Here is a 14,140-nt window from a genome sequence, read left to right as displayed (position 1 = left end):
AATGAACGCAGCCTATTTCATCGCGGGTACCGATACCGACGTCGGCAAGACTACGATCGCCGCTGGCTTGCTTCAGGCTGCCCGCCAGGCGGGGCTCAGCACGCTGGGTGCCAAGCCGGTCGCTTCGGGCTGTGAGGTCAGCGCCAAGGGTTTGCGCAATGCCGACGCCCTGGCGCTGATGGCGCAAAGTTCGATTGTATTGCCCTACGAGCAGGTCAACCCTTTCGCCTTTGAGCCGGCCATCGCACCGCATCTGGCGGCGCGTGAGGCGGGCGTGGCATTGACGGTTCAGGGGTTGCTCGCGCCGATGCGTCACGTGTTGGCGCAACGGGCAGACTTCACCCTGATTGAAGGGGCTGGCGGTTGGCGGGTGCCGCTGTCTGATCAGGCCAACCTTTCTGATCTGGCCATTGCCCTGCAACTGCCGGTGATTCTGGTGGTTGGCGTGCGCCTGGGGTGCATCAATCACGCCCTGCTCAGTGCTGAAGCCATCGCGCGCGATGGCCTGCAGTTGGCCGGCTGGGTGGCCAACGTTGTCGACCCGCGCACATCGCGACTGGAAGAGAACCTTGCAACCCTGGCGGAGCGGTTGCCGGCACCCTGCCTGGGGCGCGTCCCTAAACTCAAGAGCGTCACGGCTGACGCCGTGGCTGAATTCCTGCAACTGGATCTGCTGGACTGACTACAGGCTATTGAAGGGCAATGTGCTATTAGTGTTTTTGACGGGCCTTTTTCCTTGAGGTCTGCTTCAATAGGCGGTATCTGCAGTTAGCGTCATGGAGTGTCGAAATGGAAATCTCAGGCAACTCAGCGTTCTATGCCGGTCTGGGGGCTATTCAGACGGGGCAGAACCGTGTCGATCAGGCAGCCAGCCAGATCGCCAATACCACCGTCGAGCGTGCCGCCACCAGCCAGTCCAGCGACTATCAGGCTGAGCGTCTGCGTTCGGTTGATCGCAGCCAGCAACAAGACCTCGCCACCAGCACCGTCGAATTGGCCCTGGGCAAGTTCCAGGTTGAACTCGGTGTCAAAGTGGCCAAAGCTTCCGACGAAATGCTCGGCACCCTGATCGATACCTACGCCTGACCGCCCCCCGGTCTATCTGCGTTCGCCCCCTCTACTACGCTTTATGTATCAGCGCCTTGGCCTTGTCGCCAGGCGCTCGTTCGTGCGCGTGTAGCCGGTGTGATGAGGGCCATGCAGCGGTTTGAGATGGCGCAATTGCCCTCTGGACGATGCTTGACAACCCATTGGCGTAAACGTATGTTTCAAACAACTGTTTGACCGAAAGTCGCCAAGAGCTGGTCGGTGTGTCACGGTCTCCCTATCCAGGATCCATCAGCAGAGGTTTATCGCTATGCCTGATTACAAAGCCCCCTTGCGTGATATTCGCTTTGTTCGTGACGAGTTGCTCGGCTACGAAGCGCACTATCAGAGCCTGCCGGCTTGCCAGGACGCCACTCCAGACATGGTGAATGCCATCCTTGAGGAAGGCGCCAAGTTTTGTGAACAGGTACTGGCCCCACTGAACCGTGTGGGTGATCTGGAAGGCTGTACCTGGAGTGAGTCGGGCGTGAAAACCCCGACCGGCTTCAAAGAGGCCTACCAGCAGTTTGTCGAAGGTGGCTGGCCGAGCCTGGCCCATGACGTCGAGCATGGTGGTCAGGGCTTGCCTGAGTCGCTGGGCCTGGCGATCAGCGAAATGGTCGGTGAGTCCAACTGGTCCTGGGGCATGTACCCTGGCTTGTCTCATGGCGCGATGAACACGATCTCCGAGCACGGCACGCCCGAGCAGCAACACACCTACCTGACCAAGCTGGTTTCCGGTGAGTGGACCGGCACCATGTGCCTGACCGAGCCGCACTGCGGCACCGATCTGGGCATGCTGCGCACCAAGGCCGAGCCTCAGGCTGATGGCTCCTACAAAGTCACCGGCACCAAGATTTTCATCTCCGCCGGTGAGCACGACATGGCCGATAACATCGTCCATATCGTTCTGGCACGCTTGCCCGACGCCCCTGCTGGCACCAAAGGCATCTCGCTGTTCATCGTGCCGAAGTTCCTGCCTACCGCTGATGGTGGTGTGGGCGAACGCAATGCCGTGGCCTGTGGTTCCATCGAACACAAGATGGGTATCCACGGCAACGCCACCTGCGTGATGAACTTCGACGCCGCGACCGGCTACCTGATCGGCCCGGCCAACAAGGGCCTGAACTGCATGTTCACCTTCATGAACACCGCACGTCTGGGGACTGCGCTGCAAGGCCTGGCTCACGCTGAAGTGGCCTTCCAGGGTGGCCTTAAGTACGCACGCGACCGCCTGCAGATGCGTTCGCTGACCGGGCCGAAAGCACCGGATAAAGCCGCTGACCCGATCATCGTTCACCCGGACGTGCGGCGTATGCTGCTGACCATGAAGGCTTTCGCCGAAGGTAACCGGGCGATGGTCTACTTCACCGCCAAACAGGTCGATATCGTCAAGTACAGTCAGGACGAGGAAGAAAGGAAGAAAGCCGACGCGCTGCTGGCTTTCATGACCCCGATCGCCAAGGCTTTCATGACCGAAGTCGGTTTTGAAGCCGCCAACCATGGCGTGCAGATCTACGGCGGTCACGGTTTCATCGCCGAGTGGGGCATGGAGCAGAACGTGCGCGACAGCCGTATCTCCATGCTGTACGAGGGCACCACGGGTATCCAGGCGTTGGACCTGCTGGGCCGTAAAGTGCTGATGACTCAAGGCGAGGCCCTGAAGGGCTTCACCAAGATCGTCCACAAGTTCTGCCAGGGCCAGGAGGGCAACGATGCGGTCAAGGAGTTCGTTGAACCGCTGGCCAAGCTGAACAAGGAGTGGGGTGAGCTGACCATGAAAGTCGGGATGGCCGCCATGAAAGACCGTGAAGAAGTTGGTGCCGCTTCGGTGGACTACGTCATGTACTCCGGTTATGCCTGCCTGGCTTACTTCTGGGCTGACATGGCGCGCTTGGCTGCTGAGAAACTGGCCGCTGGTACCAGCGAAACTGCGTTCTACACCGCCAAGCTGCAAACTGCGCGCTTCTACTTCCAGCGCATCCTGCCGCGTACCCGTGCTCATGTTGAAGCCATGCTGTCAGGTGCCAATAACCTGATGGACATGAAAGAGGAAGATTTCGGCCTCGCTTACTGAGTGAGTGGCTGAACTGAAAAACCGCCTGCCCTGACCGGCAGGCGGTTTTTTTTGTGTGGACGAACAGGAGGGAAGCCTTAAACCCCATCTCGCGCTGCCGTTAAATGAAAGTGCAGGTAAACATTCATCTATTCATGTGCGTTGCCGATGCACTAGAGGCACAATGCCATTGTTGATCTGCCGGGTCGGAGATTCCCTTGTTTCGTTTATCTGCTGTACGCCTCAGTCACTTTCTGCCATCACTGTTCCTTCTGCTCTGCGGACTGGCGGCGGCCTATGTGCGGGACCTGAGTGTTTTCTTCACATCGCTGTTCAATGTGCTGCCAACCTTGGTGTTGCTGCTTGGCGGTGCCTACTGCGCGGTTTACCGACGTCAGCGTGAGCTGTTTCTGATGGTCACGGTCTATATCGCCTACTTCCTGCTGGATACTCAGACTGACTTTTATCGAGACAATGGGCGGGTCCGTGAGGATGCGGCCGTTGTCTTCCATTTAGTGTGCCTGTTACTGCCCTTGCTGTTCGGGCTGTTTGGCGCCTGGCAGGAGCGTACGCACCTGTTCCAGGATATGGTGGCGCGCTTTGCCGTGTTGCTGGCTTTTGGCAGTGTCGCCCTGGGGCTTGAGCAGAGCTTCCCGCAGCCCTTGCTGGCGTGGCTGGCGGAGATTCGTTGGCCATCGTTGCATGGCCAATGGATGAGCCTGATCCAGATGGCGTACCCGGTGTTCCTGATCGCCTTCGGCTTGCTGGTGGTGCAGTACCTGCGTCAGCCACGACCGCTGCATGCGGCGCAGATCATTGGCCTGATCGGCATTTTCTGGATGCTGCCAAAGACGTTCATCTTGCCGTTTACCCTCAACATCATGTGCAGTCAGGTGATGTTGATGATTGCCGCAGCGGTGTCCCATGAAGCCTATCAGATGGCCTTCCGCGACGAGTTGACCGGGCTACCGGGGCGTCGCGCATTGAATGAGCGGATGCAGCGGTTGGGCCGTACCTATGTGCTGGCGATGACAGACGTCGACCACTTCAAGAAATTCAACGACACCCACGGTCACGATGTCGGGGACCAGGTGCTGCGTCTGGTGGCCAGCAAGTTGTCCAAGGTCACTGGTGGTGGTCGTGCCTACCGCTATGGCGGGGAGGAGTTTTGCCTGGTATTTGCCGGCAAGAGCATCGAGGAGTGCATGCCACACCTGGAAGCCGTGCGCGAGGTGATCGCCAACTACAATATCTTGCTGCGTAATCCGGATAGCCGCCCGCAGGACGATACTCAGGGGCGCCAGCGCCGTGGTGCTGCTGCGGCCGCCAGTGTGTCGGTGACCATCAGTATCGGTGTCGCCGAGCGTCAGATGGAGCATCGCTCGCCTGACGAAGTGCTCAAATCGGCCGACCAGGCGCTCTACAGCGCCAAAGGCGCGGGCCGTAACTGCGTGGTCGCCTACGGTTTGCAAAACAAGCGAGGGGCCGTTCGTACGGCGTGACCGGATATGACTATCCGGTCAAAAGATGGCCCTATGTCTCGCAAAAGTTGTTCAGGTACACTGGTTTTCTAACTGAGTATCGGTCCCTCGGGACTGCCCCTGACTGGTTCTGTGAGAGGTTGCCATGGCTGACTATAAAGCGCCCTTGCGCGATATGCGCTTCGTCCTCAATGAAGTCTTCGAGGTTGCCAGGCTCTGGGCTCAACTGCCCGGCCTGGCCGATATCGTTGACGAAGAGACGGCCATGGCCGTTCTCGAGGAGGCCGGCAAGGTCACCAGCAAAAGCATCGCGCCGCTGAACCGTGGTGCCGACGAAGAGGGCTGCCGTTGGGATAATGGCGTCGTCACTACACCAGCAGGTTTTATCGATGCGTATCGCACCTATGCCGAAGGTGGTTGGGTGGGCGTAGGCGGTGATCCCGCATTCGGCGGCATGGGCATGCCCAAGGTGATTTCTGCCCAGGTCGAAGAGATGGTCAACGCTTCCAGCCTGTCCTTCGGCCTGTACCCAATGCTGACTGCCGGTGCCTGTCTGTCGATCAATGCCCACGCCAGTGAAGCACTCAAGGCAACCTACCTGCCAAACATGTATGCCGGCGTCTGGGCCGGCTCGATGTGCCTGACCGAGCCCCATGCCGGCACTGACCTGGGCATCATCCGCACCCGTGCAGAACCTCAGGCCGATGGCAGTTACAGGGTCAGTGGTACGAAGATCTTCATCACGGGCGGCGAGCACGACCTGACCGAGAACATCATCCACCTGGTGTTGGCTAAACTGCCGGACGCACCGGCTGGGCCGAAAGGCATTTCGTTGTTTCTGGTGCCCAAGTTCCTGGTCAATGCCGACGGCAGCCTCGGCGCACGCAACCCGGTCAATTGCGGCTCCATCGAGCACAAGATGGGCATTCAGGCTTCTGCCACCTGCGTGATGAACTTTGACGACGCGGTAGGGTACCTGGTCGGTGAGCCCAACAAGGGCCTGGCCGCCATGTTCACCATGATGAATTACGAGCGCCTGGGCGTCGGTATTCAGGGCCTGGCATCGGCAGAGCGTTCTTATCAGAACGCGATCGAATACGCCCGCGACCGTCTGCAGAGCCGTGCGCCGACCGGTCCGCAAGCGAAAGATAAGGTCGCAGACCCAATCATCGTTCACCCTGATGTGCGGCGCATGCTGCTGACCATGAAGGCCTTTAACGAGGGTGGCCGCGCCTTCTCCAGTTATGTGGCGATGCAACTGGATACTGCCAAGTACAGCGAAGACCCGGTTGTGCGCAAGCGTGCCGAGGACCTGGTGGCCTTGCTGACGCCGGTGGCCAAGGCGTTCCTCACGGACCTCGGCCTGGAAACGACGGTGCATGGTCAGCAGGTGTTCGGTGGCCACGGCTATATCCGAGAGTGGGGCCAGGAGCAACTGGTGCGCGATGTGCGCATCACGCAGATCTACGAGGGCACCAACGGCATTCAGGCGCTGGACCTGATCGGGCGCAAGGTCGTGGGCAGCGGCGGGGCGTATTACGCGTTGTTCGCGGATGAGGTCCGCCAGTTCATCGCCTCGGCAGACGCCGGGCTGGACGAATTCAGTAAACCGCTGGCAGCAGCCTTGGGTTGCCTCGACGAACTGACCGCCTGGGTACTGGACCGCGCCAAGAGCAACCCGAACGAGATCGGTGCCGCGTCGGTGGAGTACCTGCAGACCTTCGGTTACGTCGCTTATGCCTACATGTGGGCGCTGATGGCACGTACGGCGCTGGCCAAGCAGGGGCAGGACGATTTCTATGCCAGCAAACTGGGGACCGCACGGTTCTACTTTGCCCGATTGCTGCCACGCATCCACTCGTTGAGCGCAGCCGTGAAGGCCGGTAGCGAGTCGCTTTATCTGCTCAATGCCGAGCAGTTTTAAGCTTCGCTGCGTCGTGTAGGAAAAGGCTTACACGACGTGGTGACTTTTCGCCTCTATCTAAAGATTGGATCCATCGCTAATCTTTACCACATGGACGTCGCGCAGGACGCGCAATGTACAGAACAGGGACACGCAGGATTCCTGCCAGGATGGCGGGTGAAATGGATGTCAGGGAAACAGTCTGCAAACCCCGCCTCGGCGGGGTTTTCTTATGCCCGCAATTAAATCAGCCCAGCACGTCCAGCGGCGATACGCCGATGTGCCGTGGGTCGATCTCTTCTTCCAGTAGCGTACGCAGCAACTCGATCGAGGCTTGCTGGCGCTGCGCATCCCGGAACACCAAGCCCACTTTCAGCGGCACCCGTGGCTCGCTCAACGGCTTCCAGAGCAGTTCCTGATCATCCGTCACCTCTTGGGCCCGGCCGGGCAAGACGGTAGCCAGCGACGTGTGTGGCAGGCTGTCTAGAATCCCGCCCATGTTGTTCATTTCCGCCTGAACCTGCGGGCGCCGGCCAAGGTTGGCCAGCTGCGACTGCCAGATCTGCCGCACCTGAAACTCTTCGCCCAGCAGCAGCATCGGTAACTCGGCGGCCTGTTTCAGCGAGACTTTCTTGAATTCGCGCAACGGGTGGGTATTGGGGATCACCAATTGCAGTTCGTCTTCATAGAGCATCAAGCCGTGCAGGCCCGGCTGGCGCGGCGGCAGGTAGCTGATGCCGATATCCAGTGTGCCGTTTAGCAGGCGTCGCTCGATTTCCATACCTGACAGTTCGTAGATCTGTACCACCAGGTGTGGCTGCGCCTTGCGTACCCGGTCGAGCAGCTGTGGTACCAGGCTTGGGCGTACGGTCTGCAGTACCCCGATGGCCAAGGTACGCAATGACTGCCCCTTGAAGTTACGCAGGGCGTCACTCGCCCGTTGCAGGCCGTCGAGCAGGGACAGTGCGTGGTTGTACAGGGTGTGTGCTGCCAGGGTCGGCAGCAGTCGCTTGTTGCCGCGTTCGAACAGGCTGACATCCAGGCTGTGTTCGAGTTGGCGGATCTGTTGCGACAGCGCCGGCTGGGACAGTGACAGGCGTTCGGCAGCCCGGCCGACATGACCTTCTTCGTAGACCGCGACGAAATAACGCAGTTGGCGAAAATCCATAAGAGATACTTATCAAAAAAGCTCGAAAAACGAAATGGCTGTTAGCCTGCAAGAAGCCTAGTCTATCCCGTATTCACAAGGTTTACAGGGCCATAGGGCGCGATGAATACCGTGTATGTGGATGGTGTTTACATAGGCAAGGCTAAAAACATCGGTCATGGCTTATTGACCGACATTGATAAGGAACAGGTTGCAAGAAGGCTGTGGTTGTGGCCACAGGGACTGGGCAGCGATGAACACGGCGACCCACGCTTCCATACCGGCCCTGAACGGGCCTTGCATCACTACCCCGCCGAGCACTACGCCTATTGGCGCAAACGTTATCCACAGATCGACTGGTGTGCACCGGCATTTGGCGAAAACCTGTCGACCCACGGCATGAGCGAAGAATCCGTTTGCCTGGGCGACATGTTTCGATGGGGGGGCGCGCTGTTGCAGATCAGCCAGCCGCGCTCGCCCTGTTATCGGCTCAGCCACCGCTGGGGCCTGCTGGACTTGCCTGAACAGGCTCAGCAAACGGGCCGTTGCGGCTGGTTCTACCGGGTGCTCAAGCCGGGTTTTGTCAGCGCCGAAGATCCTTTTGAGTTGATTCAGCGTAGCTACCCAGGCCTCACCGTAGCCTGGGCGTTACATGCTTTTTTCCGTGAACCCCTGGAGCATGCAGGTTTGAAAAAGCTGGTGGATTGTCCGGCCCTGTCGTCACGCTGGCGCGACATCGCGATGAGGCGTCTACGTACCGGCCAGGTCGAAGACTGGACATCGCGTCTGCTCGGCTTGCCACTGGAAGGGTTGCGCGCATGAACCTGTTCAACCTGCGTCGTTCGCCGGCCCCCCTTGAGGAGCACGAGCCTGCTCCGGTGACCACTGCACCGGTCGAGTCATTGTCGCGTGAATGCCTGATGCCAGTGGCAGAGCGCCCGGCACAAGTCTTCGTCCGGGGTCAGGGTTCCTGGCTGTGGGACAGTGATGGGCGGGCGTACCTCGATTTTACTCAGGGCTGTGCGGTCAACAGCCTTGGGCATAGCCCCAAAGCACTGGTTCAGGCATTGGGTGCCCAGGCTCAGGCGCTGATCAATCCGGGGGCAGGGTTTCATAACCGTGGCTTGTTGCAACTGGTCAATCGCCTGTGTGAAAGCACCGGCAGTGATCAGGCCTATCTGCTCAACAGTGGCGCCGAAGCCTGCGAAGGTGCGATCAAACTGGCACGCAAGTGGGGCCAACTGCATCGTAACGGTGCCTACCACATCATCACGGCCAGCCAGAGCTGCCATGGGCGTACGTTGGGTGCGTTGTCGGCCTCCGACCCGTCGCCGTGCAACCGCTGCGAGCCTGGCGTGCCAGGTTTCAGCAAGGTGCCCTACAACGACCTTGCAGCCCTGCATGCCGCCGTCGACTCGCGTACGGTTGCGATCATGCTGGAGCCTATCCAGGGCGAGGCTGGCGTCATTCCGGCGACCCAGGACTACTTGCAGGGTGTCGAGCGTCTGTGCCGCGAGCTGGGCATCCTGCTGATCCTTGATGAGGTTCAAACCGGTATCGGTCGCTGCGGTGCTTTGCTTGCCGAGCAAACCTACGGCGTACGCGCCGATATTCTGACCCTGGGCAAAGGCTTGGGCGGTGGCGTGCCGCTGGCCGCGTTGCTGGCACGTGGCACGGCCTGTTGCGCCGAGCCGGGCGAGCTGGAGGGAAGCCATCATGGCAATGCGCTGATGAGCGCTGCTGGCCTGGCGGTGCTGCAAACGGTATTGGAGTCGGGGTTCTTCGACCATGTGCAGGAGGCCGGACGGCACCTGCGCGATGGTTTGGGGCGCCTGACTGCACGCTACGGCCAGGGTGAAGTGCGCGGCCAGGGCTTGCTCTGGGGGCTGGAGCTGGCGGATGACTCGGCGGCTGCGGTGGTCAAGGCTGCGCTGCAGGAAGGCCTGCTGTTGAACGCACCGCAGGCGAACGTGCTGCGTTTTTCGCCGGCGTTGACCGTGAGCAAAGGCAACATTGATGAAATGCTGTTGCGCCTGGCACGGGCATTCGCCCGGGTCCATACCGCGCAACTGAACCGTCGTCGCGAGGCTAGTGCCTGAGATGCGTGTACTTGTCCTGCAACATTCGCCCGCCCAGCGTCATGGGCCACTGAACCGCTGGCTGCTGCAAAACGCCGAAGCGGTGCATATCTGCCACCTCTATGCCCATGCCCGCATGCCACGGCTGGACAGTTTCGATCTATTGATCGACCTGGGGCCCGAGCAACCGCAGGAGCCTTGGCGTGACGCCGAGCGACGCCTGCTGGAAAAAGCCTTGAGCGCTGGCAAACAAGTGCTGGTAGCCGACCAACTGGACCACCTGATCCTTTCTGGCAACGTTCTGCACTAACGAATTTTACGAACCGTCTCGCGTTCCTGCGCATCGCCCTGGGCCTGATCATTTTGGCTCGGGGCGTTTTTTTATCTGCCGTCAGTTGCTCAAAGGCACGCCTGGGGTCCTAAGGTGCGCTGAGGACTTTGCGGTAGAACTTCCATTCCTCCTCCAGCGCATGGGCGAGGTTGGCTGCGGTTCGAAAGCCGTGGCGTTCATTGGCATAGAAGTGCCCTTCGGCGTGAATACCACGGCGTTTCAGGGCGTCGAGCATGCTGCGCGTTTGCTCGGGGACCACCACCGCATCCAGTTCGCCCTGGAAGAAGATCACTGGCACTTTGATTTGTGCTGCATGCAGCAGCGGTGTGCGCTGTCGGTAGCGCTCGATGTCCCGCACGGGGTCGCCGATCAGCCAGTCGAGGTAGTCGCCTTCAAACTTGTGCGTGGCGCGGGTCAGGGCCAGCGGATCACTGACCCCGTAGAGGCTCGCGCCAGCACGGAACACGTTGTGAAAGGCCAGCGCACACAGGGTGGTGTAACCGCCGGCGCTACCGCCTCGGATAAAGGCCTGGGTTGGGTCCACCAGGCCTTGCCCGGCCAGGTAGCTGACTACGGCACAGGCATCTTCCACGTCGACTTCGCCCCAGCGCCCGCACAGCGCCTGACGATAGGCCCGGCCATAGCCACTGCTGCCTCGATAGTTGAGGTCGGCGACGGCAAAGCCGCGTTGGGTCCAGTATTGAACACGCGGGTCGAGCACCGGGTAGCATGCGGATGTCGGGCCACCGTGGATGAACACCACCAGCGGTGGGCGCGACGTCCCGTTCATGGCCGGGTAGAAAAAACCATGGGCAATACCGTCACCGCTGGGGTAACGGAGGGTTTGCGGCCGGCTGATGCGTTCGGCCGGTAACGGAAGTACGCCGCCACTCAACACCTGAACATGGTGCGTCCGGCGGTGGATGGCGATGACAGCCGGTGGGTGGGTGGCCGACGACGCGATGGCATACAGGTAGGTGTTGTCCAGGTCCAGGCAGCGAAAACGAGTGAACGCGCCGCTGAAGTCTTCTAGCGTGCCGTCGAGATGGCGCACGCCCAGGCGGCTGAAACCGTCTTCGAACCAACTGGCCAGATAACGTCCACGGTCCAGGGGGCGCCAGGTGCTGGCGCCCAGTTGCCAAGGGGCGCCAGCGTGGTCGGCCGCCGTGGCGGGGAGTGCCTGCCAACCCTGTTCGGTTTCACCCCAGGGCTGCCAGAAACCTTCACGGTCTGACAGGCAATACAGGCGGCCATTGCTGTCGAAGCGCGGTTGCTGCAGGGATTCCTGTTCGTCGCCGTCACCCGCAATGCACTGCGCCGGGCTCCAGCGGCCATCGGCCTGACGCTGGCAGCACAGCAGGCGGGTGGCGGTCCAGGGTTGGTCGGGGCGGTTCCACTCGATCCAGGCCAGGCGGGCCCCATCCTCGCTTACGGTCGCAGATGCATAGAAGTCCGCACCTTCGGCCAGTACCTCCCGTGAGCCCCGGCCAATGGCGACCAAGCGGTGTTCGACCTGATCCGGCGTGTGCGTTTCCTCAACGGCCACGACCTTGCCGTCTGCCCAGCACAAATCACCGTAACGACGATGGCCGTGGGTCAGCGGCTGCGGCTGGCTGCCATCGAGGCTTTGCCGATACAGCTGCTGGTCTGTTTCGTTGACGAACACCAGGCCGTTGGCCGTGAGGCAGAATGCACCGCCGCCATACTCGTAGACCCGGCTGCGTACGCTGAAACCATCGGGCGTCAGGCAGCGGCTGCGGCCCTTGTGCCAATGCCAGATCCGGCAAGCACCGTCCTGGGGACGAAAGGCATTCCAGAACAACCCGTGCGGGCCGACCTTGAGTTCGGCATAGTCGGCGCCTGCGGCAACCGCCTGTTCGGCGCTGAAGCGATCAGCCGCGAGCGATGACACGGGAGTTTCGATCATTGCGGAACGTCATCTGGTCGATGGAGAGGTTGGCGTGTTCAGCGTCTTTCCGGGCGTTGAGGATGATCCCGTGGTCGGCCGATTTGGCGCAGACCGGGTCAGCCTTGCTGGCGTCGCCGGTGAGCATGAAGGCCTGGCAGCGGCAGCCGCCGAAGTCTTTTTCTTTCTCGTCGCAGGAGCGGCACGGCTCAGGCATCCAGTCATAACCGCGGTAGCGGTTGAAGCCGAACGAGTCGTACCAGATGTGCTGCATGCTGTGTTCGCGCACGTTGGGAAACTGCACGGGCAGTTGCCGTGCGCCGTGGCAGGGCAGTGCAGTGCCGTCCGGGGTGACGGTGAGGAATACGCTGCCCCAGCCGTTCATGCAGGCTTTCGGGCGCTCCTCGTAGTAGTCCGGGGTGACGAAGATCAGTTTGCAGGGGTTGCCGGCAGCCTTGAGCGTTTCGCGGTACTCGTTGGTGATGCGTTCGGCGCGCTCCAGTTGGGCGCGGGTCGGCAGCAGGCCGACCCGGTTCAAGTGCGCCCAGCCATAGAACTGGCAGGTGGCAAGCTCGACGAAGTCCGCTTCCAGGGCAATGCACAGCTCGATGATGCGGTCGATCCTGTCGATGTTGTGCCGGTGGGTCACGAAGTTCAGCACCATCGGGTAACCGTGGGCTTTTACCGCGCGGGCCATTTCCAGCTTCTGCGCAAAGGCTTTCTTCGAGCCGGCCAACAGGTTGTTCACCTCTTCGTCGCTGGCCTGGAAGCTGATCTGGATATGGTCCAGCCCGGCGTGCTTGAAGTCGGCAATCTTCTGTTCGGTCAGGCCGATACCCGAGGTGATCAGGTTGGTGTAGTAGCCCAGGCGGCGGCCTTCGCCGATCAGTTCGGCGAGGTCCTGACGAACCAGCGGTTCGCCACCGGAGAAGCCCAGTTGCGCGGCGCCCATTTCCCGCGCTTCACGCATCACCTTGAACCATTGCTCGGTGTTCAGCTCCTGGCCCTGGGCAGCGAAGTCCAGTGGGTTGGAGCAGTACGGGCACTGCAGTGGGCAACGGTAGGTCAGCTCGGCCAGCAACCACAGCGGCAGACCGACCTCAGGGGTAGCGGGTACCTCAGGCAAGCTCGATCCAGTGTTCGACACGGGCGACCTCCATGAATTGCTCGATGTCATCCCCAAGTTCGGGTACGCCGGGAAACTGCTCGTCCAGGTGGGCGATGATCGCGGCGACCGTGCGCTGACCATCAATCAACCGGCCGATGGCCGAGGCGCTTTCGTTGAGCTTGATCATGCCCTCCGGGTAGAGCAGCACATGGGCTTTCTGTGCCGGCTCGAACTGGAAGCGGTAACCCGGGCGCCAGCGCGGGGTCAGGTTGCGATCGAAGCTCATAGGGCAATCCCCTTGTGCCAGACCCGTTCACGGGTGACGGTGTGATAGGGCGGGCGGTTCAGTTCGTAGGCCATGCTCATGGCATCGAGCATGCTCCAGAGAATGTCCAGCTTGAACTGGAGAATCTCCAGCATGCGCTGTTGGCCTTCCACTGTAGTGTAGTGCTGCAAGGTGATACTCAGGCCATGTTCGACATCGCGACGGGCCTGGCTCAGGCGTGTTCGGAAGTACGCGTAACCGGCAGGGTCGATCCACGGGTAGTGTTGCGGCCAGCTGTCCAGGCGCGACTGATGGATCTGTGGCGCGAACAGTTCGGTCAGGGAGCTGCTGGCGGCTTCCTGCCAGCAGGCTCGTCGGGCAAAGTTGACATAGGCGTCCACCGCAAAGCGTACACCGGGCAGCACCAGCTCTTGAGAGCGCAGTTGCTCGGGATCAAGGCCAACGGCCTGGCCCAGGCGCAGCCAGGCTTCGATACCGCCATCTTCACCAGGTGCGCCGTCATGGTCGAGCAGGCGTTGAATCCACTCGCGGCGGATCTCGCGGTCCGGGCAGTTGGCCAGGATCGCGGCATCCTTCATCGGGATATTCACCTGATAGTAGAAGCGGTTGGCAACCCAGCCCTGGATCTGCTCGCGGCTGGCCCGGCCTTCATACATGGCCACGTGATAAGGGTGATGAATGTGGTAGTAGGCACCCTTGGCCCGCAGGGCTTGTTCAAACTCGGCGGGGGACAGCGCTTTGGCGTCGTTCATGTCAGC

13 protein-coding genes are annotated in these 14,140 nt (G+C 60.9%); 8 read left to right on the top strand and 5 right to left on the bottom strand.

Annotation, left to right across the window (positions count from 1 at the left end; translation table 11 throughout):
* The first annotated feature begins 1 nt into the window (after position 1).
* The 5 genes from bioD to CS390_RS22495 all read left to right on the top strand — a co-directional run bounded on the left by bioD (position 2) and on the right by CS390_RS22495 (position 6,547).
* A complete protein-coding gene (gene bioD / locus CS390_RS22515; protein ID WP_099776019.1) occupies positions 2 to 682 on the top strand; it encodes a dethiobiotin synthase in 681 nt (226 codons plus the stop codon).
* A gap of 107 nt (positions 683 to 789) precedes the next feature.
* Entirely contained in the window at positions 790 to 1,086 is a 297-nt protein-coding gene (locus CS390_RS22510) for a pyrroloquinoline quinone biosynthesis protein PqqE (RefSeq protein ID WP_065761529.1), read from the top strand.
* 271 nt (positions 1,087 to 1,357) lie between these two features.
* Positions 1,358 to 3,163: a phenylacyl-CoA dehydrogenase gene (locus tag CS390_RS22505; protein WP_099776017.1), complete on the top strand. Its 1,806-nt coding sequence runs from the start codon at positions 1,358 to 1,360 to the stop codon at positions 3,161 to 3,163.
* A 197-nt stretch (positions 3,164 to 3,360) separates the two neighbouring features.
* Entirely contained in the window at positions 3,361 to 4,644 is a 1,284-nt protein-coding gene (locus CS390_RS22500) for a diguanylate cyclase (protein WP_065761422.1), read from the top strand.
* A gap of 124 nt (positions 4,645 to 4,768) precedes the next feature.
* Positions 4,769 to 6,547, top strand: coding sequence for an acyl-CoA dehydrogenase C-terminal domain-containing protein (locus CS390_RS22495; RefSeq protein ID WP_065761423.1), 1,779 nt, complete (start codon positions 4,769 to 4,771; stop codon positions 6,545 to 6,547).
* Between the two features lie 226 nt (positions 6,548 to 6,773).
* On the opposite strand, the gene CS390_RS22490 is transcribed toward CS390_RS22495, so the two are convergent.
* On the bottom strand, positions 6,774 to 7,694 hold the full coding sequence (locus tag CS390_RS22490) for a LysR substrate-binding domain-containing protein (protein ID WP_099776015.1): 921 nt from the start codon (positions 7,692 to 7,694) through the stop codon (positions 6,774 to 6,776).
* Positions 7,695 to 7,796: 102 nt separating this feature from the next.
* On the opposite strand from CS390_RS22490, the gene CS390_RS22485 reads away from it, so the two are divergent.
* The 3 genes from CS390_RS22485 to CS390_RS22475 are packed head-to-tail and all read left to right on the top strand — an operon-like array spanning position 7,797 to position 10,061.
* Positions 7,797 to 8,495, top strand: a complete 699-nt coding sequence (locus tag CS390_RS22485) for an MOSC domain-containing protein (protein WP_065761425.1) — start codon at positions 7,797 to 7,799, stop codon at positions 8,493 to 8,495.
* Positions 8,492 to 9,772 (top strand): aspartate aminotransferase family protein, encoded by a 1,281-nt coding sequence (locus tag CS390_RS22480; protein ID WP_099776013.1) that lies wholly within the window; start codon positions 8,492 to 8,494, stop codon positions 9,770 to 9,772. Before CS390_RS22485 ends, CS390_RS22480 begins: the two co-directional genes overlap by 4 nt.
* A gap of 1 nt (position 9,773) precedes the next feature.
* Complete coding sequence (locus CS390_RS22475) at positions 9,774 to 10,061, top strand: hypothetical protein (protein WP_256587535.1); 288 nt, start codon at positions 9,774 to 9,776, stop codon at positions 10,059 to 10,061.
* A 109-nt stretch (positions 10,062 to 10,170) separates the two neighbouring features.
* On the opposite strand, the gene CS390_RS22470 is transcribed toward CS390_RS22475, so the two are convergent.
* Genes CS390_RS22470 through pqqC form a run of 4 tightly spaced genes read right to left on the bottom strand, consistent with a single transcriptional unit; the run spans position 10,171 to position 14,134 of the window.
* Positions 10,171 to 12,009: a S9 family peptidase gene (locus CS390_RS22470; protein WP_099776011.1), complete on the bottom strand. Its 1,839-nt coding sequence runs from the start codon at positions 12,007 to 12,009 to the stop codon at positions 10,171 to 10,173.
* The gene (pqqE, locus tag CS390_RS22465; protein WP_065761429.1) at positions 11,975 to 13,135 is read right to left on the bottom strand and encodes a pyrroloquinoline quinone biosynthesis protein PqqE; all 1,161 of its coding nucleotides are present in this window, start codon (positions 13,133 to 13,135) and stop codon (positions 11,975 to 11,977) included. The genes CS390_RS22470 and pqqE overlap by 35 nt, the downstream gene beginning before the upstream one ends.
* Positions 13,107 to 13,382, bottom strand: a complete 276-nt coding sequence (gene pqqD, locus CS390_RS22460) for a pyrroloquinoline quinone biosynthesis peptide chaperone PqqD (protein WP_065761430.1) — start codon at positions 13,380 to 13,382, stop codon at positions 13,107 to 13,109. The genes pqqE and pqqD overlap by 29 nt, the downstream gene beginning before the upstream one ends.
* Complete coding sequence (pqqC, locus tag CS390_RS22455) at positions 13,379 to 14,134, bottom strand: pyrroloquinoline-quinone synthase PqqC (RefSeq protein WP_065761431.1); 756 nt, start codon at positions 14,132 to 14,134, stop codon at positions 13,379 to 13,381. Before pqqC ends, pqqD begins: the two co-directional genes overlap by 4 nt.
* Positions 14,135 to 14,140: the final 6 nt, after the last annotated feature.

The sequence above is a fragment of the Pseudomonas sp. HLS-6 genome (genome assembly GCF_002753995.1).
In the GTDB taxonomy this organism is placed as follows: Bacteria; Pseudomonadota; Gammaproteobacteria; order Pseudomonadales; family Pseudomonadaceae; genus Aquipseudomonas; species Aquipseudomonas defluvii.
Note: the sequence above shows the minus strand (reverse complement) of the source record. Positions and strands in the feature narration are given on the sequence as shown.